We start from the raw sequence: 19,581 nt of genomic DNA, 5'->3' as shown, positions 1-19,581 counted from the left end.
TCAGGACTGGCGGACGCAGCAGCCCTGGCAGATCTTCGGCCGGGGCAGGGTGAAGGCCAGGCAGCAGGTGCGCCGCTGCACGGTCGGCTCGCCGGCCGGGCCGGGCACCAGCTCGACGAGGTCGCTCAGGTCGAGGGCGTCGAGCAGCGTGCCGATGGTCGCGGTCGAGGACCCGGGCAGCGCGTCCGAGGCGCGCAGGATGCCGTGCGCGATGCCGGAGGCGACCGAGCCGAGCAGCGTACGGGTGCCGATCCGGACCTCGCCCTGGATGGCGGCGATCAGCGGGGCGAAGTGGGCGTCGAGCAGCGAGGTGCGCAGCGCGTCGAGCAGCGCGGCCTCGTCGGCGACCACCCGGACACCCGGGAGGCCGGTCAGCGCCAGCGGATCGCCGGGCAGCACCGCCACCCTGGTCGAGCTGCGCAGGCCCAGCGTGAGCAGCTGGTGGTGGTCCTCGAAGTGGACCAGCACGTCGGCCGGGTCGAGCAGCGGCACCCGCCGGGCCGAGGCCCAGCCGAGCACCACGGGCAGGGCGGTCCAGTAGCTGTACGACTTCCAGGCCAGCGCGGCGCAGGCGTGCGGGGTGCCGCCCCAGCGCCGGCCCGCGGCCCGCAGAAACTCGGGGAGCAGGGTGCCGTCGACCAGCCGGGTGGCCGGGGCCCAGTGGGCCGCGCCGTCGGTGACCAGCAGGCCGGGCGCCAGCCCGGGCAGGTCGTCGGTGCCGAACATGGCGCGCAGGGTCGCGGTCACCGGGGCGAACGGGGTGGCGGCGTCCTGCCCCGGCATCACCGCAGTCACCTGGTCGTCCCCTGTCTGGTCGCCAAACCGGCCGCCGGCTGTCGCCGACCCGGACTAAGGCTAGCCTAACCACAGCTCCCGGTGGAGGGGAAGTGGTCCGGTGGACTCCGGGGAGAGGTCCCGGTCACTCCGTCGCCCGTCGCGTAGTACCCGGCGAGGTGGGCGGAAAACGCCGCCGAGCGGGGCGGCGGGCCGCGCAAGCATCGACGGACACCGCTGAATTGTCAAGGTGAATGTCGAATACGAGGCAGTTTCCGTACACGTTCGGCCACCGAACGTGAAAATGGTCTTCCCGCGTACGAGGAAGCCGATGACGACCTCACCGATCGAGCGTGCCGCCGACTCGTTCGCGGCCGAACTCGCCCGGCACCGCACCGGCCGAGGGCTGTCCAAGAAGCAGTTGGCGACTCTCATGGGCTTCGACCCGTCCTACGTCAGCCACGTCGAGGGGCGCCGGCACCGGCCCACCGAGGACTTCGCCCGCCGCGCCGAGGCCGTGCTGGAAGCCAGCGGCGCGATCTGGCAGCGCTTCCGGGAGTACGACGAACTGCGGCACGGCCGCGCCGGCGGGGCGCACCGGGACCCGCCCGTGCCCGGCCAGTGGCTGCCGCCCGGCACCGGGCTGGTGGTCGAGCGCGAGTCGGCCACGCTCACCTACACCGACGACGGCCGCTACCACTGCGCGATCCGGCGGGAGCTGTACAACGCCGGCACCGAGCCGGTCACCCGCTACCTGGTCCGGGTCGCCGTCGACCGCTACCCCAACGACCCGGGCCGCTCCAACCGGCACCACCGACAGCACCCGCTCACCTTCGCCGAGCTGCAACTGACGGCCTACCGGGACGACGGGGGCGCGCGGGAGCCGATGCACTGGCGGGCCAAGCACGACCGGGACGCGTTCAAGGAGATCTGGCTGCTCTTCGAGAACGACGAGGGGCGCTTCCCGCTCTACCCCGGCGACCGGGTCACCATCGAATACGCGTACCGGGTCGGGCGGGACAAGTGGGGCCCCTGGTTCCAGCGCGCCGTACGCCTGCCCACCCGGCACCTGGCCGTCCGCCTCGACCTCCCCGCCGACCTCGACCCCAAGGTGTGGGGCGCCGAGACCTCCCTCTCCGCCGAGGAGGGGCCGCTGCGTACCCCGATCCAGCGCAGCGACGACGGCGGCCGGGCGATCTTCGACTGGGCGACCGACGACCCGCCGTTGAACGCCCGCTACCGGATGCAGTGGCGGTTCCGCAGCCAGCCCGCCGACGTCGAGCCCGACGGCCCGGCCCCCGGCACCCGGGTGCGGGCCAGCGACCGGATGCGCGCCGTCGGCATCGTGCAGCGCGGCGACGACCTGCTCCGGCAGCCCGCCCGCCAGTTCGACCTGCCGCGCGAGGAACAGCTCGCCCGGGACGTGGTCGACCGGCTCTGCGGCCTGCTGGTCCGCCTCGACGAGCTGCACCCGTTCAGCAAGGGCGTCGGCATCGCCGCGCCGCAGCTCGGGCTCGGCTGGGCCGCCGCCCTGGTCCGCCCCGCCGACCGGGCGGCCGAACCCGTCGTGCTGCTCAACCCCCGGGTGGTGGACAGCTCCCCCGACGCCGACGAGCAGTATGAGGGCTGCCTCTCCTTCTTCGACCACCGCGGGCTGGTGCCCCGGCCACTGCGGATCGACGTCGAGCACGCCCAGTGGGACGGCAGCCGGGTCATCACGTCCTTCGAGTACGCCATGGCGCGGCTGGTCGCCCACGAGATCGACCACCTGGAGGGCCGCCTCTACGCCGACCGGATGGCCCCTGGCGTGCCGCTGGTGCCGGTCGAGGAATACCGGGAGACCGGCACCCCCTGGCGTTACTGACCGCCGGAACTCCGGTACGCGGGCCGGTTGCCGGCCCGACCCGCGTACCGGTGAACGGGGCCGGGTCGCGTGCCCCAGGGGGCAGGGGCACGCGACCCGGCTCGGGGGGAGCAAGGTCTCTCGGGGGGAGCAAGGTCTAGAGGGAGCCGAAGGTGTCATAGCGGATGTTGTCCGGCGGCACGTCGTCGGCGGCCAGCGCACGCAGGGTCGCCCGGACCATCGCGGCCGAGCCGGAGACGTAGCAGTCGTGCGTGGTCCACGGGCCGTACCGGGTGACCACCTCGGAGATGTCGCCGACTTCGCCGTCGAAGTCCGGGTCCTCGCTGCACGCCGGGGTCACCGACAGCCACGGGTGGGCGGCCACCAGCTTCTCCAGGTCGGGCAGCCCATACATCTCCGCCCGCCGGCGGGCCCCGTAGAAGACGTGCACCCAGCGGGTCCGGTTGACCCGGGTCAGCTCCTCCACCAGCGCCTTGATCGGGGCCAGCCCGACCCCGCCCGCCACGCAGAGGATGTCGCGGGTGGAGGCGCGGTCGAGGGTCATCGAGCCCATCGGCGCGGCCACCCGCAGCAGGTCGCCCGGCTTGGTCCGCCGGACCAGCGCCCCGGAGACCCAGCCCGCCGCCCCGGGCGGCGTCCGCACGTGGAACTCCAGCACGTTCTCCTCGTTCGGGGCGTTCGCCACCGAGTACGTCCGCCACACCCGCGGGTGGTAGCGGGGCGCCTCGACGCTCACGTACTGGCCGGCCTGCCAGGTCATCGGGTGCTGGAGGGCGCGCACGGTCAGCACGGCGGTGTCCGGGCCGTGCCGCTCGTGGGTGAGCACCTCGGCGTGCCAGAACGGCGGGTTGTCGTCGGCCGCCGCCCCGGCCAGCATCCGCTCGCTGATGCTGGCGTACGCCTCCCGCCACGCCTGGTCGTACTCCAGGTTCCAGCCGTCCCCGGCGGTGCTGCGCAGCGCGTCCAGCAGGGCGACGCCCATGGTCTCGTAGTGGCTCGCCTCGACGTGGAACTTCCGGTGGTCGCGGCCCAGCGCGCGCAGGTACTCGTCGAAGCTCTCCGGGTCGTCGGCCGTCTGGGTGGCGGTGACGATCGCCTCCAGGATCCGGTCACCCTGCCCGTTCATCTGCACCGGGAAGAGCATGCGCAGCCCCGGGTCGAGGAGGAACAGCCGGGCGTAGAAGTGACCGCTGAGCCGCTCCCGGTCCTCCTCGACCAGGGTCCAGCTCTCCTTCAGCAGCCGCGCAAAGTTCTCCACGAGGGCACGCTCCTTCTCCTGACGGGCGGATCGGCCCCCACAGAATCTCCACGGAGCGTGGCGCCCGGTCGCACAGAATGTGCGATCGGCTCACCTGGCCGCCGGACGTGCCGACCGCCCCCGGAGTGCGGCACAGTGGTCCGGTGACGGTTGACGAGCTCACCCGCCCGGTATCCCGCCGGACCCTGGGCACCGAGACGCTGCTCGTGCTCGGCCTCTCCCTCGGCCAGTCGGCCGTGTACGCCCTGGTCTCGCTGGTCGCCAAGCTGACCGCCACGGGTGGGCTGTCGAAGCAGACCGCCTCGCTGAACACCTCCGCGTCGGCCCGGCCATACCTCGACCTGACGTACCAGCTCCTCGGGATCCTCTTCGCGCTGCTGCCGGTGCTGCTCGCCGTACACCTGCTGGCGCGCGACCCCGGCGACCCAGCGCGGGCGCTCGGCGCCGACCTCACCCGGCCCGGGTCGGACCTGGCCCGGGGCGCGGGCCTGGCGGCGCTGATCGGTCTGCCCGGGCTGGCCCTGTTCTGGGCGGCCGCCCAGCTCGGGATCAACGCCACCCTGGTGCCGGCCGCGCTGCCGCCCCTCTGGTGGGCGGTGCCGGTGCTGATCCTGGCCGCCGTGCAGAACGCCGTGCTGGAGGAGGTAATCGTGGTCGGCTACCTGGTCACCCGGCTGCGGCAGCTCCAGTGGCGGTTCGGCGCGGTGCTCGCGGCGAGTGCCCTGCTGCGCGGCTCGTACCACCTCTACCAGGGCTTCGGCGCGTTCCTCGGCAACGCCGTGATGGGCGTGGTGTTCGGCCTGTTCTACCTGCGCACCCGGCGGGTGGGACCGCTGATCGTCGCGCACACGCTGCTCGACGTGGTCGCCTTCGTCGGCTACGCCCTCCTGCCCAAGTCCTGGTTCAGCTGGCTCTGACCGCCCTCACCAAGGCCGACCGAGCCCGCGATCTTGCACTTTGATGCCCCGACAGAAGGGACGAAAGGCGCAGGACGCGGGCCCACACCGCAAGATCGCGCAGCGGTCAGGAGCGGGGTGGGCGGTAGAGGGTGATTGCGCGGGCGGCCAGGCGTTCGGTGGCCGCCGCGTCACCCGTCGCGGCGGCGAGGGCTGCCGCGCCGGGGAGCAGCCGGGCGGCCAGCCGCAGCCCCAGCCAGCCGGCGGCCTGCGCCACCAGCGGGGTGGCCAGTCGCCAGGCCCCCTCGGCGGCCCGGGACCACGGCCCCTCCGCCGGAGCGCCCGCCGAGCGGGCCGCGTCCAGCGCGGCGCGGGCGGTGCCGGCGTCCGGGTGTACCTGCGTCAGCACCAGCAGCTCGGCCACCCGGTCCGGATGCGCCGGGTCCCGGCCGTAGACGGCGGCCAGGTGAAGCACCAGATTGGCCTGGGTCCAGAGCACCGCCGTGAGCTCCGCCACCGGCGCGAACAGCCCGGCGCCCGCCGCGAGCGCGCCGCCCGTGCCGGCGAGCCGGACGAACCGCCGGGTCACCAGCCGGGCCAGCCCGTCGGCGTCCGCGTCCGGGTAGGCGTCGCGGGTCCGCTCCACCCAGTCGGCGGCGCGCGGCCCGAGGGCGTCCACCGCGGCGAGGGCCAGCAGTTCGGGCGCGAAGCCCGGATGATCGAGTACGCCCGCGGCGACCGCCCGCCAGCCGTGCTTCTCCGCCTGTGGGCTGACCTGAGCGGTCAGCACGGGAACGATCTCCCCGGCGGCGGTCGCTGCCGGCTCGTCCTTGGCCTGCGGCTCCGGCTGATCGGCCTGCACGGCAGCGGGTTCGGTCGAGGTCTGTCCGGCGACGGGTTGGACCGCGATCTGCGCGGTTGCGGGTTCCGCCGCAGCGGGCTCGGTCTCTGCGGTGGCCGGTTCCGCTGGGACCTCAGCGGCAGTGGGCTCCGCCGGGACCGGGGTGGCAGCCGGTTCGGTCGGGACCTGCGCGGGTTCCGTGGTGCCCTGGGCGAGGGCGGGCGCGCCAGCCTCCGACTGAACGTCGGTCGGCGCGGCGGACGCCCGCCGAGCGGGTGCCGGCTTCGTCGGGGCGGTCTTCTTCGCCGGGGTGACCTTGGTGCTCTTCCGCGCCCGGCCGGCGCGCGGCAGCGCGGCGGTTCCCGGCGTTGCCTCGGCCGGCTCTGCCGCCCCTGGTCCGGCCAGGGTCGCCTCGGGCGCCTCGATCGCCTCAGGCACCTCGGTCTCCACGGGCACCGCTATCTGGGGCGCCGTCGGAGCCTCGACCGCGGCGGCGGGTTTCGCCGACTTGTCCTTCTTCGCCGACGTGTCCTTCTTCGCCGGCGCGGTCTTCTTCGCCGGCGTGGCCTTCTTTGCCGCGGGCGCGCGGCGGGGGCGCTTCGGGGCCTCCTCGATCACCGGCTCATCGGCAGCGGCGGTGGCCGGTGGCGGCGCGACCGTCGGCGTACCCGGATCGGTGCCGGCGGCGACCTCGGCGGGCGGGCGCGGGCGGGGGGCCGCCGGCCCGTCGGCGGCCGGCAGCGTGGTCTGCGCGGGGTCGGGTGGCTGGAAGAGGACGATCGGGGCGGCCTTGACCCGCCGGGGAGGCGGCGGTGCGTCGCCCGCCACGTCGGGAGCGGGCTCCGGCGTGGGCGGCGGGGTGAAGGTCGGTCGGGGGGAGCGGCTCCGCGGGGCCTTGGCGGCGGGCTCGCGACGGGGCGGATCGCTCGGCGGCTGCTCCTGCATATCGATGGAGCGTAGACCCGGGCGTGACATGGCACACGGTGAAAACGCAGGGGATGGGCGCTTCCCGGTAGTCGCTTTGCTCCGGGTGGGTGTGGGCCTGTATCCTCGGGCGCGGTGGTCTCCGGGCCACCAGGGAGACTTCGCCTAGTCTGGTCTATGGCGCCGCACTGCTAATGCGGTTGGGGTCTTAAAGCCCCTCCCGGGTTCGAATCCCGGAGTCTCCGCGCGAAAGCCGGTGTGTAGACTGGCCGAGCAGCAGGCGCCCGTAGCTCAACGGATAGAGCATCTGACTACGGATCAGAAGGTTAGGGGTTCGAGTCCCTTCGGGCGCACAGCAGGTCAAGGGCCGGTTTCCTGTCACGGGAGACCGGCCCTTGATCGTGTTGACCGCACGGCTGACCCCTACGCCTACGCGTCGAGCAGGAAGCCGAGCCGGTCCACGGCGTCCTGCTGACCCGGCGCGTGGCCTCCACGTAGATCGACTTGGTGACGGTCGGGGAGCTGTGCCCGAGCACGTCCTGAGTCCGTTCCAGCGGCACACCCTGGTCGTAAAGCAGCGTCGCGCACGAATGACGCAGATCGTGCACGCGAATACGGCGAACTGCCGCCCGCTCGCACAACTGCTCGAAATGCCGATCTTCGTGGTGAACAGCAACCCGTGGTCCCGCCAGCGGTCGCCGGCCACCTCCCGCTCCGTCGGTTGCAGTGCCCGATGGCCAGGGCAACTGGCGACACGGCGGACCGGCTACAGGCTTGGGATCAGACGCAACCACTTCCCAGCGCAGACCTTGCGATCGATACCGCGACCGACGCCACAGACGAAGCTGCCCGTTAGTACGCAAGCGCCTGACGCTGCTCGCCGGATATGTCAAGTGCCACCACATGCTATGGCAGTGAATCCGTGAGCGGTGGCCATCTGGGAATTGGACGCCGAGCCCATGAAGTGACTACCGCAGGCCGTGGTTTGCAACCACATACCAGGCGACGGCGAAGAACCCTACCAAGGCCGTTGCCAGCACCGCGATATTTCCCAGCCGCAGGCGCTTTGTCGTCTCGCCGGATGACGGCCGCTGAGGAACATCGTCGAGACAGCTCTCCAGGACCCTGAGATTCCGTAGCAGCCGTCGTCTGCTGTGGGCGGCGGTCAGCCCGGGTAGGACCGCTCGGACGCTGATCGGCCGACACCCGTGCACCAGCATGCGCACGGCCACGTTCTCCAGCGTGTCGAAGCCTTCGAAACGGTGCCTGGGCACCTCGTATAGGACGAAGGGGTTGGCCACCCGGATGGAGTCGGGTAGCACCGTGAACGTGGCGGCCGGTCCGCCAAAGTAGGCAAAGCACAGTCCACCGAAGGAAAACACCAGCGACAGCGCAAGCCCGTATTCTGGCTGCGGATGCCCTGTCATGTGCACGACCATCGCGACAACGAAGACCGGAGCAACCAGCGCGCCAATGACATACGGCAATAGGTCTGAGCGACGGTAGGTCCTACTTCCCAAACCTCGGTTGGTCATGACTCCTCATGCTGGCCCTCGGTCAGTTCGTCGGAATCTTCCGGATCCTGCTGCAGGACGCTGGCAACTCTGCGAGATCGTCGCTGCTCTGCCCGCCCGTGTGCAACTGCCGAATTGGCCTGTACTAGACGAGTGATTCCCAACTCTGGGTTGGGCGGCGTGGCGGGTTGACCAGCACAAGAAGAGAGGGCATCGATGGTTGTTTGTGAAGACAGACCTCGACACCCTCTTGACCGCACTGTACGTCCTGATCGACGACCACGTCATCCCGCCGCACCGACGTGGGCCGGGCCGACCCAAGCGGCTGTCCGACTCCGAGCTGGTATGCCTGGCTGTGGCCCAGGTGCTGCTGGGTGCCCGCTCGGAGCACCATTGGCTGCGCCTGTGCTACGGCCGGCTCGGGCATCTGTTCCCGTACCTGCCCAAACAACCCGGATACCACAAGCGGGTCAAGGCCGCCGCGCCGCTGATCTGCCGGGCCACGCTGTACCTGGCCACGCTGTGCCCGTCGTGGCGCGACGACCTGCGGTTGCTGGATGCCACCCCGGTCCCGTGCGGCACGTCTCGGCCCACCGTGCAGCGTTCGGCGTTGGCAGAGATCGCCGGGTACGGCTACTGCGCCTCCCATTCGCGCTGGTACTGGGGGTTGAAGCTGTACCTGATGACCACCGCCGAGGGAATGCCGGTGGCGTGGTGCCTGGCCAACCCCAAGATCGGAGAGCGGGAGGTGGCCGAGGAGTTGCTGGCTCACGCCCGCGAACTGGGCTCGCTGTGCAGCGGCATGGTGGTGTTGGCGGACAAGGGCCTGTCCGGCAAGCAGATCGATCGGTACGCCGCCGAGCAGGTCGGGGTGCTGCTGGCCCGCCCGGACCGCAAGGACGAGCAACGCCGCTTCGGCAACCTCGCCGGTGTCCGGCAGTGGATCGAGTCGGTCAACGACACCCTGAAAGGCCAGCTCAACCTGGAAGGACACGGTGGGCGCACCCCGGCCGGAGTGTTCGCGCGCGTCGCGCAGCGGCTCCTCGCGATGGCCGCAGCGATCTGGCACAACTGGCGGACCAACGCACCCGTCAAGCGTTCCTTGATCGCGTACGACCACTGATCAATTCGGAATCACTCGTCTAGATCAAGGCGGCCCGCAAAGCGGGCCGCGCCGGCCCGGCCCCGGCCTGCTGGCGACCTCCGGCCGGCATCGGCCGGGCCGGCCGGCCACGCATGAGGACGACCAGAACCTTGAAGACCTCGGGGCGCTGCCCCGAACCCCGGCCCTCCTCAGAGATCGGCCGGGAGCGGATCACCTCGCCGGGCACCACAAGGGCTACCAGCCTCCCCGGACGGGGCCAAGGTCGTTCGGCTGGTGAGGCGCTCCACCTTGTCCCCGTCCGGGGAGGCTGGACGGTCTACGACTGCCCGACGAGGAGATCCGCCGCAGCAGCGCGGTTGTCAAGCGTTGCCACCGGGCCCGAGCAGCAAGCTGACCTGAGCCAACGTGTCTGGCGACATAGCCCCAGGGCGGCGGAACGCGTGCCTAGTCTCGCTGACCCGCCCGGCCGGGGTCAGAGTCCAATGCTGCGGACCCCAGCAGCCTTGCTTCTCAAGGAGGGTGCGGGCCAGCGCCCCGGTGTCTCCAGCGGCGCCGCAGGCGGTCAACATCGCAGCGAGGACGTCGTCCGCGTCTAAGGGGAGTTCCGCGTCGCTCATGATCGGCAACAACAGAAGGAAGGTGTGGGGGTCAAGGCGCGGGGTCGATCCGGCTTCGGCCGCCGTATGCGCGACGGCGAGCAACTCTGGCCAGCACAGCCCAGGTCCCCTGAAGCAACCTTCGACCGTTGCCAAGGGGACTGTCGCCTTCCATTCAGGACGGTGCAGCAGGTAGTCGTACCCTCCTTCCCCGGGAAGGTTGCGGTAGATGACATGGAGCAGGTGCCCTGCCGAGAGCGGGACTGACAGCACTGGCCACTGGCGCTCATCGCTGACCCGTTCGAAGAACTGCAAGAGGTCGGCCTTGCTGACCCCGAATCCCGCACACAGCGGCTCTTCGACGCCGTTGGTGCATTGCAACAAATGGCTCGCCCAGAACAGTGGCTCGTCTACCAGGTACACCCCATCGACCAAGGGGTCGTCTTCATAGCCTGGGATCTTGTGCATCGGCCGATTCTGGCACAGATCTTTGACTCCAGCCTGACCCCAGCACGACGCCAACGGCCGCCACTAGATGAACGCTGGCACGAGCTAGCCGGGAGACGAGGCAGGTGTCGGCGGATGCGGGACGTTTTGGGAGCCATCGGGGCGAACCGTTCCGGACGAGCCCGGACCGATCCAGTTGCCGAGAGCGCGGCGACCAGGGCGACGCGGACGTTGCCGAACGGCTGCGGAGTGGTCTTGGGAATCTACGGATCAGAAGGTTAGGGGTTCGAGTCCCTTCGGGCGCACAGCAGGTGACGGGTCGTTTTCGGGAAACCGAGACGGCCCATTTGCCATGCGGTACAGCAGCAAAGTACAGCAGCGGTGATGCCGACTCCGTGCCGTTCATTCGGTCGCCGAGGCGCTTCAGCGCCTCACGGGTCTGCTTGGAGCTGACCCTGGTGTAGATCTCCATCGTGACCTTGAAATCGGCCTGCCGCAGGATCTGCATCGCCACCCGTGGGTGCGGTGGGATGGCCCGCACATTCTCGCGGGCTCAGACCATCCGTGGCGGTGGAAGCTGCGCAGGGACGACGGGGGCTGGCGCGTGTGGTCCGTCGAGCTGCCTCCGTTGTGCGGGACGCATGTGCGGACGGACCGATGCCTGCCGGCGATGAGGACCAGGGTGTGGCCCGGAGATCCTGAAGCTACGAGGGGCAGCAGGCGTTCGAGCACCTCGCCCTGTCACATCGGCTCGTGGTCTGGGCTCATAGGTACGAGTGCAACCACGCGAGGAGGACGCAATGCAGTTCAAAGACGCCGCCGAGGCCGCCGACGAAGCGACGATGCGGTCGATGCTGGCCGCCGATCCCGGGCTGCGCGATCGGCACGCAGACCTGGTTACGCGGATGGCCGAGGCTCGCAACTGGTCAACGGTCCGGCTGCTGATCGAGCATGGCTTCGACGTCAACGGTGTAACGGCCGACGGCGCGACCGCCTTGCACTATGCGGCGGCGGCTGGCGAGCTGTCGATCGCGCGCCTGCTGGTCGAGCACGGTGCCGACCACACCGCCCGCGAACCTGGGTTCAATGCGCAGCCGGCGGGCTGGGCACAGTATTTCAAGAAGCGGGAAACCCAGAAATATCTCGAATCCCTGGCCTGATACCGCGTGACCGGGCGGCGCGGCATCAGGCCCCAGGCTCGTCGAAGTAGGGCGCGCTCGCCATTCACCGCCCTGTTCGCTCGGTCAGGTGGAGGAAGGCGGACGCGAGGCGGTGGACGCGGTCGGGGTCGCGGACAACGTCGATCCTGACGATCTTGTTGCCCGCGACGGTGAAGGCCATGACTGAGAACGGCCGCCCGTCGCGGGTGATCAACGTTCCGATCGCGCCGTTGACCAGGGCGGGGCGCAGTTGGCCACCACGTGGGGCGCGGGCCTGCTTGGCCACTGCTGGCGCGCCGCGGACGACGGTTGGCGGCCGGGTGGTGCCGAAGTCGGTGCGCAGGACGACGTCGGGGTCGAGGACCTGGACGAGGGCGTCGAAGTCGCCGTTCCACGCAGCCGCGTAGAAGGCACGGACGACCTGCCGCTGGCGCGCCAGATCCGGGTCGGGTGATGGGATCTCGGCACCGTTCACTCGGCGTCGTGCCCGGCTGGCGAGTTGCCGCGCGGCGGCCGGGGTGCGGCCCACGATGCCGGCGACCTCCTCGAAGGGCAGTTCGAACATGTCGTGCAGCACGAACGCCAACCGTTCAGCAGGAGTGAGCTGGTCGAGCACGACGAGCAGGGCCAAGCTCACCGAGTCGGCCAGCAACGCCTCCTGCTCAGGGCCGAGGTCCCCGTCCGGGATGACAACCAGGTCGGGCAGGTGCGCGGCGAACGGATCCTCCCGGTGGCGTCGGCGGGAGCGCAACACATGCAGGCACTCCCGGGCGACGACAGTGGTCAACCATCCGCCGAGGTTGTCGATCTGCTCCGCGTCGGACCGACTCAGCCGTAGCCAGGCATCCTGAACAGCATCGTCCACGTCAGCCAGCGAACCGAGCATTCGGTAGGCCACCGCCCGCAGCCGAGGTCGGTGCTGCTCGAAGCGCGCGCCCAGCCACTCATGCTCATCCATCGGTCACACCATCCCATCGCCAGTGCTCACAGAAGTGAACCCTCAGACACGGCGAATGTGACACGCCTGGCCCGGCTCACCGTGACCCTCGCGTTCAACGCCGCGCTGACGCAGACGGGGGTTTCGTCGCGGCGTGGCGATTCGCGGCCTCTGGGGCGACTTCCGGAAAGATTCGCTTGTCTCGATTTCTCTAGTACCCTCCTGGTTGGGAGCCGCCAGCGGGAGCAGGCAGGCGCAGCCATACCGCCTGCTCCATCGAGATCGTTCACATCGATCGACGCTTGCCTCTCCGGGTTGGGCATCCCGGCGAGCGACACACCTGCGTCGGCGGATCAACCGGAGCATCGATGAAATTCTCACGAACAGCACGCCGTCTGGGACTTGGCGCGGTCACCGTGCTCGTCGCCGCGTTCACGATGGTCGTCGTCAACCAGGCCGGCCCGGCCTCGGCGCACGGATCCGTCACCAACCCGCCGTCCCGCAACTATGGATGCTGGGAGCGCTGGGGTTCCGACCATCTCAACCCGACCATGGCCCAGACCGACCCGATGTGCTACCAGGCCTGGCAGGCCAACCCGAACACGATGTGGAACTGGAACGGCCTGTTCCGCGAGAACGTCGGCGGCAACCACCAGGCCGCGATCCCGGACGGGCAGCTGTGCAGCGGCGGCCGCACCCAGAACGGCCTGTACGCCTCGGTCGACGCGGTCGGCGCGTGGACCGCGAAGCCGATGCCGAACAACTTCACCCTGACGCTGACCGACGGCGCCAAGCACGGTGCCGACTACCTGTTGGTCTACATCACCAAGCAGGGCTTCGACCCGACCACCCAACCCCTCACCTGGGGCAGCCTGGAACTGGTGCTCCGCACCGGCAGCTACCCGACCACCGGCCTCTACGAGGCTCAGGTGAACGCGGGCAGCCGCACCGGACGGCACGTCGTCTACACGATCTGGCAGGCGTCCCACCTCGACCAGTCGTACTACCTCTGCAGTGATGTGATCTTCGGCGGTGGCGGCACCCCGCCGCCCATCACTCCGCCTCCGACCACTCCGCCTCCGACCACTCCGCCTCCGACCACTCCGCCGCCCAGCACTCCGCCTCCGACCACCCCGCCGCCGACCGGCAACGGTGCCTGCACCGCCACCTACCGCAAGGCCAGCGAATGGTCCGGTGGCTTCGGCGCCGAGGTCACCGTACGGGCCGGGAACACCGCCATCTCCGGGTGGACGGTGAGCTGGACGTGGCCCAACGGTCAGCGCATCACCAACTTCTGGAACGCGTCGATAACCTCGAACGGATCGTCGGTCACCGCCGCGAACGCCAGTCACAACGGCACCTTGGGCGCCAACAGCAGCACGACCTTCGGATTCAACGGTTCGTGGAGCGGCACCAACTCCGCACCCACCCTCACCTGCACAGCCAGGTAACAGCACCCGTGACGGGGGTGGCGCCCAACCAGCGCCACCCCCGTTCGGTGTCGGCCCTGGAACTGGCCCGCGCATCGACGCGCCGGTCGCGACGGTGCCGAGCCAGGCCAGGGTGCCCATCACCGCGACGGCCCGGAGGCCGCCGGTGATCCAGCAGGCGAGGATGACGGCGAGGCCGCCGGCCGCGATGCCCCAGCCCCACCGGGTGGGCAGATGCCGCAGCGCCGAGCCGACCAGCACGGCCAGTGCCAGCGAGGCGATCGGGGACACCGCGGTCCGCCTAGCGAAGCATGACGTGCACGTGGCGATCGCGTACCAGCCGACCTGCCGGTACTGGTCGTTCCAGTGGCTGGAGCGTTCTACCTGGTGCTGGCCGGGCTGTTGGCCGGCTTCGGGTTCTGGGCGGCTCCAGCGTCGCCCGAGCTGAGCCTGGACACCTTTCCAGCAACCGAGAAGAAGATCCGGTACGTCCCGCCTGGATAGCTTGAGTGCGACGCAGCCGACGGGCAACGGGAGGCCGAGCCATGGAAAACTCACAGCAGCAGTTCGCGCCCCCCGTGTCGGTGACCGTGCTGGAGAAGCTGCTCGGCCGGTTGACCTCGGTCTGCATCCAGGTGGCGACGGCCGGCCTCGATCTGCCCGACCGGCTCCGGGACGGTCCGAAGCCGATCGACGAGTTGGCCGCCGAGGTGGGCGGTGACCGGGATGTGCTGCTGCTCTTCATGCGCGCGCTGACCAGCGAGTCGATCTTCCAGGAGGTCGAGCCGGGGGTGTTCGCGCACACCGAGGAGTCGCGCTGCCTGATCAGCGACGCGCCGAACTCCCTGCACGGCATCGCCGAAATGCTCGGGGCCGAGTGGGCCTGGAAGGTGTGGGAGCCGGCCGAGGTGCTGCACACCATCCGGACCGGGCAGCCCGCGTTCGAGCACGTCTTCGGCCGGGACATCTGGGACTACATGACGGCCAACCGCGACCAGTACGCGGTGTTCAGCCGTGCCCAGACCATCTTCTCCGGCCCGAAGGACGACGCGATCGTCGACGCGTACGACTTCGAGGGGGTCAAGACGATCGTCGACCTCGGCGGTGGCGAGGGCACCTTCCTGGAGAAGATCCTGCTCAAGCACCCGGGGATCGAGGGCGTCCTGTTCGACCTGCCGCCCGTGGTGGAGCGGGCCCGGGCGCGGGTCGCCGGCAGCGCCGTCGCCGACCGCTACACCTGCACGGGCGGCAGCTTCTTCGACCGGGTGCCGCCGGGCGCCGACGCGTACGTGCTCAAGCAGGTGCTGCACGACTGGAGCGACGACGAGTCGGTGGAGATCCTGCGCAAGGTCCGCGAGGTGCTGCCGCCGTCGGGCCGGATCCTGGTCGCCGCCCACCTGGTGCCCGCGCCGCCGCGCCGCCCGCTGAAGTACCTGATGGCCGGCATGTGGGTGCGGCTCAACACCCCCGGCGGCTACGAGCGGACCGAGCAGGAGTTCCGCGACGTGTTCGACCGGGCCGGCCTGGAGCTGGTCCGGATCCTCCCCACCGCCTCCACGCACAGCATCCTGGAGACCTGCCGCGCCGAGGACTGACCGGCCGAGCCGAGGGAGGTGGCGCGTGAAGGCCGCGCCCTTCGACCACCACGCCCCGACGAGCCTCGCCGAGGTGCACGACCTCCTCGCCCGCCACGGCCCGGACGCCACGCTGATCGCCGGCGGGCAGAGCCTGGTGCCGCTCATGGCGCTGCGGCTGGCCCGGCCCCGGGTGCTGGTCGACCTCAATGAGGTGGCCGGGCTGGCCGGGATTCGCGACGAGCCGGACGCGGTGACCGTCGGCGCGCTCACCCGGCAGCGGGCCGTCGAGCGGTCCCCCGTGGTGGCGACCCGGTTGCCGCTGCTCGCCGTGGCGGTCGGCCGGATCGGCCATCCGCAGGTGCGCAACCGCGGCACCGTCGGCGGCAGCCTGGCGCTCGGCCACCCCGCCGCCGAACTGCCCGCCGTCGCGCTCGCCCTGGACGCCACCCTGGTCCTCGCCGGCATCGGCGGGGCGGAGCGCGAGAGCGCGGCCGGGGACTTTTACCCCGCCACCGGAGGCACCGGGCTGCGGCCGGGCGAGGTGCTGACCCGGGTCCGGTTCCCGGTGCCGCCGGCCGGCGCCGGGTACGGCTTCCACGAACTGGGCCGCCGGTCGCGGGACTTCGCGCTGGCCGGCGCCGCCGTGGTGCTCGGCCGGGGCGTCGACGGCGAATGCGCGTACGCCCGGGTTGCGGTGCTGGGCGGCGGCCCGGCGCCGCGCCGCGTGCCCGGCGTGGAGCGGGCGCTGCGCGACGGACCGCTCGACGCCGACGCGATCGCCGAGGCCGCGGCCGGCGTCGCCGGTGAGGTCGAGCCGGTCGGCGACGTCCAGGCCGACGCCGGGTACCGCCGCGAGGTCCTCGTGACGCTGGTCCGGCGGGCCCTGTCCGACGCGGCGCGCCGCGCCGACCCGACGCACTGACCTGGGGAGCGACGCATGGAGTCCGTCGAGCTGATGGTGAACGGGGTACGCCGGGAGGGCCGGGTCGAGCCGCGCCGGACGCTGGCCGACTTCCTCCGCGAGGAGCTCGGGCTGACCGGTACGCACGTCGGCTGCGAGCAGGGCGCCTGCGGGGCCTGCACGGTGCTGCTCGACGGCGAGCCGGTCTACGCCTGCCTGCTCTTCGCGGTGCAGGCCCGGGGCCACGAGATCACGACGGTCGAAGGGCTGGCCGCCCCGGGTGAGCTGGATCCGGTGCAGGACGCCTTCCGCCGGTGCCACGCGCTGCAGTGCGGCTTCTGCACCCCGGGCATGCTGCTGGCCGCGCACGGCCTGCTCGCCGACGACCCGGACCCGGACGAGGCCGACATCCGGGGCGCGCTCGCTGGCAACATCTGCCGCTGCACCGGCTACCAGAGCATCGTGGCCGCGGTCCGTCTCGCCGCCGCGGAGCGGCGCCGGCCGGCCGCGCCGGAAGGAGCGGCGCGATGACCGGGGAGCCCGAGGAGGGCCGGATCGGCAGCCCGGCCCGGCGGATCGAGGACCCGCGCCTGCTCACCGGCCGGGGCCGGTACGTGGCCGACCTGACCGCCCCGCACCTGGCGCACGCGGCGTTCCTGCGCAGCACCGTCCCGCACGCCCGGATCACCGTGGACGCCTCGGCCGCCCGGACCGCCCCCGGGGTGATCGCCGTGTTCACCGCGGCGGATCTCGCCGGGACGCTCGGCCCGGTCCGCTTCGACGCCTCGATCCCCGGGATGACCCAGCTCGTGCACACCGCGCTGGCCGACGACCGGGTCCGGCTGGTCGGCGACCCGGTGGCCATGGTGGTGGCGGAGAGCCGCTACCTGGCCGAGGACGCGCTGGAGCTGATCGAGGTCCGGTACGACGAACTGCCCCCGATGCCGGACGTGGCCACCGCCCTCGACCCGGCCGCCCCGGCCCTGTACGACGTGGCGCCGGGCAACGTGCCGTACCACGACTCCGCGCGGTACGGCGACGTGGACGGCGCCTTCCGCAGCGCGGACCGGGTGATCGGCCGGACGCTGCGGCAGCACCGGTACATGGCCGCCCCGCTGGAGACCCGGGGCGGGCTGGCGGTCCACGAGCCGGCCGGCGGCGAGCTGACGTACCACGCCAGCGCGCACGCGCCGCACCTGATGCGGATGGTGCTCGCGGCGCACCTGCGGCTGCCGCCGCATCGGGTGCGGGTGGTGGTGCCCGACATGGGCGGCTCGTTCGGCTCGAAGTGGGGGATCACCCGGGAGGACCTGCTGGTCTGCGCCGCGGCGGTGCGCACCGGCCGGCCGGTGCGGTGGATCGAGGACCGCCGGGAGAACCTGCTGGTCGGCGGGCACGCCCGGGACGAGTCGCTGCACCTGGAGGCGGCGGTCCGGGCCGACGGCACCCTGCTCGGGCTGCGGGCGAAGCTGGTCATGGACATCGGGGCGTACTCGGTCATCCCGATGAACCCGGCGTTCTTCACCCTGGCGCTGCGGCTGCTGATCCCCGGTCCCTACCGGGTTCCCGCGTACGACTTCGAGGTCAGCACGGTCTGCACCAACAAGGGGCCGTACGTGGCGTACCGGGGTCCCTGGGCGGTGGAGACCTGGGCCCGCGAGGTGCTGCTCGACATCGTCGCCGGTGAGCTGGGGCTGGCTCCGGAGGAGATCCGGCGCCGTAACCTGGTCACCCCGGCCGAGCAGCCGTACCGGACGGCGGCCGGGTGGCGGCTGGACGGGACGCGGGCGCCGGCCACCCTGGAGCGGGCGCTGGAGCTGGCCGACCTGACCCGGTTCCGGGCCGAGCAGCGGCGTGCCCGGGAGCGGGGCGAGGTGCTGGGCTTCGGGCTGGCCACCTTCATCGAGCCCTCGCCGGGCGGCGCCGAGTTCCTCGCCATGTCCGGCGGCGGCAAGGAGACTGCCCGGGTCCGGGTCGAGCCGACCGGCGAGGTCTCCCTGTTCACCTCGCAGATCCCGCACGGGCAGGGGCACGAGACCACGCTCGCCCAGGTGGTGGCGGCCGAGTTCGGGCTGCCGTACACCGCCGTGCGGGTGGTGCACGGGGACACCGACGCCACCCCGTTCAGCATGGTGGGCACCGGTGGGAGCCGGGCCGCCACCTTCGGCAGCGGCGCGGCGGCCCGGGCCGCCCGAGCGGTGCGGGACCAGGTGCTCCGCCTGGCCAGCGGCATGCTGGGGGCCCCGGCCGACGAGCTGGAGCTGGCCGGCGGCCGGGTCTACGTGCGGGAGCGGCCGGCCACCGGGCTGAGCATGGTGCAGCTCGCCGGCATGGTCTCCCTGGCCCCCGCCTACCTGCCCCCGGACACGCCGACCGAGCTGGCGGCCACCGCCACCTACGACGGGGCGGACGGTGGGTTCGCCCAGGCCACCCACTGCTGCTGGGTACGGGTGGACCCGGGCACCGGGCAGGTGGAGATCACCCGCTACCTGGTGGTCGAGGACTGCGGCTCGATGATCAATCCGGCCGTGGTGGAGGGGCAGATCCGCGGCGGCACCGCGCAGGGGGTGGGCGGGGTGCTCTACGAGCGGCTGCACTACGACGAGGCCGCCCGGCCGCTCACCGGCACGCTCCGCGACTATCTGCTGCCCACCGCGGCGGACGTGCCGCCGATCGAGATCGTGCACCTCGGTCCGGAGCCCGGGGCCGGCCCGCCGGACCGTCGGGGGGTCGGGGAGGGGGGCGCCATCTGCGCGCCGCCGGCCATCACCAACGCGCTCTCCGACGCGTTGGGCACCGAGATCACCCAGCAGTCGGTGACGCCGTCGTTCGTGCTCGCGGCGCTGCGCAAGGCCGGCGCGACACTCTCGGACCCGCTTGACAGGTAGGAAGTTCCCTACCTATCGTCGTCGGCATGAGCATCAAGGGAATCAAGTTGATCACCGTGCCCGTGTCCGACCAGGACGCCGCCAAGCAGTTCTACGTCGAGCAGCTCGGCTTCGAGGTGTCGCAGGACTCCCAGATGGGGCCCATGCGCTGGCTCGAGGTGGCGCCCAAGGGATCGCCGGTCAGCTTCGCGCTGCTGCCGAGCGTCCTGGGTGTGCCCGTGGGTGGCCTCAAGGGGGTCCAGCTCTTCACCGACGACCTCGACGGCGACTGCGAGAGCCTGCGCGCCGCCGGCGTCAAGGTGGACGGGCCGAACGCTCGCCCGTGGGGTCGTGACGCGAACTTCTCCGACCTGGACGGCAACGGCTTCGTCCTCATGTCGGTGCCCGGCGGCCAGTAGGCCGACGCGCCCCGGCTCGGCCGCCCCGACCTCTCCCCCCGAGGTCGGGGCCCCGAGCCGGGCACGGCCCG

At 71.6% G+C, this 19,581-nt stretch carries 18 protein-coding genes, 2 tRNA genes and 1 pseudogene; 13 read left to right on the top strand and 8 right to left on the bottom strand.

Features of this window, described 5'->3' with window-relative positions:
- A complete protein-coding gene (locus AC0OLQ_RS00260) occupies positions 1 to 783 on the bottom strand; it encodes a hypothetical protein (RefSeq protein ID WP_484532515.1) in 783 nt (260 codons plus the stop codon).
- Between the two features lie 322 nt (positions 784 to 1,105).
- On the opposite strand from AC0OLQ_RS00260, the gene AC0OLQ_RS00255 reads away from it, so the two are divergent.
- The gene (locus AC0OLQ_RS00255) at positions 1,106 to 2,638 is read left to right on the top strand and encodes a peptide deformylase (RefSeq protein ID WP_484529723.1); all 1,533 of its coding nucleotides are present in this window, start codon (positions 1,106 to 1,108) and stop codon (positions 2,636 to 2,638) included.
- A 136-nt stretch (positions 2,639 to 2,774) separates the two neighbouring features.
- Here the strand turns inward: AC0OLQ_RS00255 and AC0OLQ_RS00250 are convergent, their stop codons facing one another.
- The gene (locus AC0OLQ_RS00250) at positions 2,775 to 3,896 is read right to left on the bottom strand and encodes a globin domain-containing protein (protein ID WP_484529722.1); all 1,122 of its coding nucleotides are present in this window, start codon (positions 3,894 to 3,896) and stop codon (positions 2,775 to 2,777) included.
- A gap of 143 nt (positions 3,897 to 4,039) precedes the next feature.
- On the opposite strand from AC0OLQ_RS00250, the gene AC0OLQ_RS00245 reads away from it, so the two are divergent.
- A complete protein-coding gene (locus AC0OLQ_RS00245) occupies positions 4,040 to 4,813 on the top strand; it encodes a CPBP family intramembrane glutamic endopeptidase (RefSeq protein ID WP_484529721.1) in 774 nt (257 codons plus the stop codon).
- Between the two features lie 106 nt (positions 4,814 to 4,919).
- Here the strand turns inward: AC0OLQ_RS00245 and AC0OLQ_RS00240 are convergent, their stop codons facing one another.
- Positions 4,920 to 6,578 (bottom strand): hypothetical protein, encoded by a 1,659-nt coding sequence (locus AC0OLQ_RS00240; RefSeq protein WP_484529720.1) that lies wholly within the window; start codon positions 6,576 to 6,578, stop codon positions 4,920 to 4,922.
- A 133-nt stretch (positions 6,579 to 6,711) separates the two neighbouring features.
- Between AC0OLQ_RS00240 and AC0OLQ_RS00235 the strand changes: the two genes are divergently transcribed.
- Together AC0OLQ_RS00235 and AC0OLQ_RS00230 are read left to right on the top strand one after the other, a co-directional pair.
- Positions 6,712 to 6,802: transfer RNA gene (locus tag AC0OLQ_RS00235), tRNA-Ser, on the top strand.
- Positions 6,803 to 6,837: 35 nt separating this feature from the next.
- Positions 6,838 to 6,910: transfer RNA gene (locus AC0OLQ_RS00230), tRNA-Arg, on the top strand.
- Here AC0OLQ_RS00230 and AC0OLQ_RS00225 read toward each other — a convergent pair.
- Complete coding sequence (locus AC0OLQ_RS00225) at positions 6,884 to 7,462, bottom strand: tyrosine-type recombinase/integrase (RefSeq protein WP_484529719.1); 579 nt, start codon at positions 7,460 to 7,462, stop codon at positions 6,884 to 6,886. The genes AC0OLQ_RS00230 and AC0OLQ_RS00225 overlap by 27 nt on opposite strands.
- Before the next feature lie 63 nt (positions 7,463 to 7,525).
- Positions 7,526 to 8,092: a hypothetical protein gene (locus tag AC0OLQ_RS00220; RefSeq protein ID WP_484529718.1), complete on the bottom strand. Its 567-nt coding sequence runs from the start codon at positions 8,090 to 8,092 to the stop codon at positions 7,526 to 7,528.
- 205 nt (positions 8,093 to 8,297) lie between these two features.
- On the opposite strand from AC0OLQ_RS00220, the gene AC0OLQ_RS00215 reads away from it, so the two are divergent.
- Positions 8,298 to 9,194 (top strand): IS982 family transposase, encoded by an 897-nt coding sequence (locus AC0OLQ_RS00215; protein ID WP_484532264.1) that lies wholly within the window; start codon positions 8,298 to 8,300, stop codon positions 9,192 to 9,194.
- Between the two features lie 341 nt (positions 9,195 to 9,535).
- Here the strand turns inward: AC0OLQ_RS00215 and AC0OLQ_RS00210 are convergent, their stop codons facing one another.
- Together AC0OLQ_RS00210 and AC0OLQ_RS00205 are read right to left on the bottom strand one after the other, a co-directional pair.
- Positions 9,536 to 10,240 carry a hypothetical protein gene (locus tag AC0OLQ_RS00210; RefSeq protein ID WP_484529717.1) on the bottom strand — a complete coding sequence of 235 codons (705 nt, stop codon included), beginning with the start codon at positions 10,238 to 10,240 and terminating at the stop codon, positions 9,536 to 9,538.
- Positions 10,241 to 10,619: 379 nt separating this feature from the next.
- Positions 10,620 to 10,742 (bottom strand): annotated as a pseudogene (locus AC0OLQ_RS00205) (site-specific integrase); the annotation flags it as partial.
- A 277-nt stretch (positions 10,743 to 11,019) separates the two neighbouring features.
- Here AC0OLQ_RS00205 and AC0OLQ_RS00200 point away from each other — a divergent pair.
- Positions 11,020 to 11,379 (top strand): ankyrin repeat domain-containing protein, encoded by a 360-nt coding sequence (locus AC0OLQ_RS00200; RefSeq protein WP_357343713.1) that lies wholly within the window; start codon positions 11,020 to 11,022, stop codon positions 11,377 to 11,379.
- 64 nt (positions 11,380 to 11,443) lie between these two features.
- Here AC0OLQ_RS00200 and AC0OLQ_RS00195 read toward each other — a convergent pair whose 3' ends face one another.
- On the bottom strand, positions 11,444 to 12,337 hold the full coding sequence (locus AC0OLQ_RS00195; protein ID WP_484529716.1) for a sigma-70 family RNA polymerase sigma factor: 894 nt from the start codon (positions 12,335 to 12,337) through the stop codon (positions 11,444 to 11,446).
- A gap of 347 nt (positions 12,338 to 12,684) precedes the next feature.
- On the opposite strand from AC0OLQ_RS00195, the gene AC0OLQ_RS00190 reads away from it, so the two are divergent.
- From AC0OLQ_RS00190 to AC0OLQ_RS00160, 7 genes are all read left to right on the top strand, one after another.
- On the top strand, positions 12,685 to 13,767 hold the full coding sequence (locus AC0OLQ_RS00190) for a lytic polysaccharide monooxygenase auxiliary activity family 9 protein (RefSeq protein WP_484529715.1): 1,083 nt from the start codon (positions 12,685 to 12,687) through the stop codon (positions 13,765 to 13,767).
- A 345-nt stretch (positions 13,768 to 14,112) separates the two neighbouring features.
- Complete coding sequence (locus AC0OLQ_RS00185; RefSeq protein WP_484529714.1) at positions 14,113 to 14,250, top strand: hypothetical protein; 138 nt, start codon at positions 14,113 to 14,115, stop codon at positions 14,248 to 14,250.
- Positions 14,251 to 14,291: 41 nt separating this feature from the next.
- Positions 14,292 to 15,341, top strand: coding sequence for a methyltransferase (locus AC0OLQ_RS00180; protein WP_484529713.1), 1,050 nt, complete (start codon positions 14,292 to 14,294; stop codon positions 15,339 to 15,341).
- A 25-nt stretch (positions 15,342 to 15,366) separates the two neighbouring features.
- Positions 15,367 to 16,245, top strand: coding sequence for an FAD binding domain-containing protein (locus AC0OLQ_RS00175; protein ID WP_484529712.1), 879 nt, complete (start codon positions 15,367 to 15,369; stop codon positions 16,243 to 16,245).
- A gap of 15 nt (positions 16,246 to 16,260) precedes the next feature.
- Entirely contained in the window at positions 16,261 to 16,755 is a 495-nt protein-coding gene (locus AC0OLQ_RS00170) for a (2Fe-2S)-binding protein (protein WP_357343700.1), read from the top strand.
- A complete protein-coding gene (locus AC0OLQ_RS00165) occupies positions 16,752 to 19,112 on the top strand; it encodes a xanthine dehydrogenase family protein molybdopterin-binding subunit (RefSeq protein ID WP_484529711.1) in 2,361 nt (786 codons plus the stop codon). The genes AC0OLQ_RS00170 and AC0OLQ_RS00165 overlap by 4 nt, the downstream gene beginning before the upstream one ends.
- Before the next feature lie 26 nt (positions 19,113 to 19,138).
- Positions 19,139 to 19,510 carry a VOC family protein gene (locus tag AC0OLQ_RS00160; RefSeq protein ID WP_357343695.1) on the top strand — a complete coding sequence of 124 codons (372 nt, stop codon included), beginning with the start codon at positions 19,139 to 19,141 and terminating at the stop codon, positions 19,508 to 19,510.
- Positions 19,511 to 19,581: the final 71 nt, after the last annotated feature.

The organism is Micromonospora sp. Utrum1 (assembly GCF_057197805.1).
Note: the sequence above shows the minus strand (reverse complement) of the source record. Positions and strands in the feature narration are given on the sequence as shown.

Excerpts from the sequence above, each read along its gene's own strand:
- AC0OLQ_RS00260 (WP_484532515.1), bottom strand. The coding sequence starts at position 783 with ATGCCGGGGCAGGACGCCGCCACCCCGTTCGCCCCGGTGACCGCGACC.
- AC0OLQ_RS00255 (WP_484529723.1), top strand. The coding sequence starts at position 1,106 with ATGACGACCTCACCGATCGAGCGTGCCGCCGACTCGTTCGCGGCCGAA.
- AC0OLQ_RS00240 (WP_484529720.1), bottom strand. The coding sequence starts at position 6,578 with ATGCAGGAGCAGCCGCCGAGCGATCCGCCCCGTCGCGAGCCCGCCGCC.
- AC0OLQ_RS00225 (WP_484529719.1), bottom strand. The coding sequence starts at position 7,462 with ATGTGGTGGCACTTGACATATCCGGCGAGCAGCGTCAGGCGCTTGCGT.
- AC0OLQ_RS00220 (WP_484529718.1), bottom strand. The coding sequence starts at position 8,092 with ATGACCAACCGAGGTTTGGGAAGTAGGACCTACCGTCGCTCAGACCTA.
- AC0OLQ_RS00210 (WP_484529717.1), bottom strand. The coding sequence starts at position 10,240 with ATGCACAAGATCCCAGGCTATGAAGACGACCCCTTGGTCGATGGGGTG.
- AC0OLQ_RS00200 (WP_357343713.1), top strand. The coding sequence starts at position 11,020 with ATGCAGTTCAAAGACGCCGCCGAGGCCGCCGACGAAGCGACGATGCGG.
- AC0OLQ_RS00195 (WP_484529716.1), bottom strand. The coding sequence starts at position 12,337 with ATGGATGAGCATGAGTGGCTGGGCGCGCGCTTCGAGCAGCACCGACCT.
- AC0OLQ_RS00190 (WP_484529715.1), top strand. The coding sequence starts at position 12,685 with ATGAAATTCTCACGAACAGCACGCCGTCTGGGACTTGGCGCGGTCACC.
- AC0OLQ_RS00180 (WP_484529713.1), top strand. The coding sequence starts at position 14,292 with ATGGAAAACTCACAGCAGCAGTTCGCGCCCCCCGTGTCGGTGACCGTG.
- AC0OLQ_RS00170 (WP_357343700.1), top strand. The coding sequence starts at position 16,261 with ATGGAGTCCGTCGAGCTGATGGTGAACGGGGTACGCCGGGAGGGCCGG.
- AC0OLQ_RS00165 (WP_484529711.1), top strand. The coding sequence starts at position 16,752 with ATGACCGGGGAGCCCGAGGAGGGCCGGATCGGCAGCCCGGCCCGGCGG.
- AC0OLQ_RS00160 (WP_357343695.1), top strand. The coding sequence starts at position 19,139 with ATGAGCATCAAGGGAATCAAGTTGATCACCGTGCCCGTGTCCGACCAG.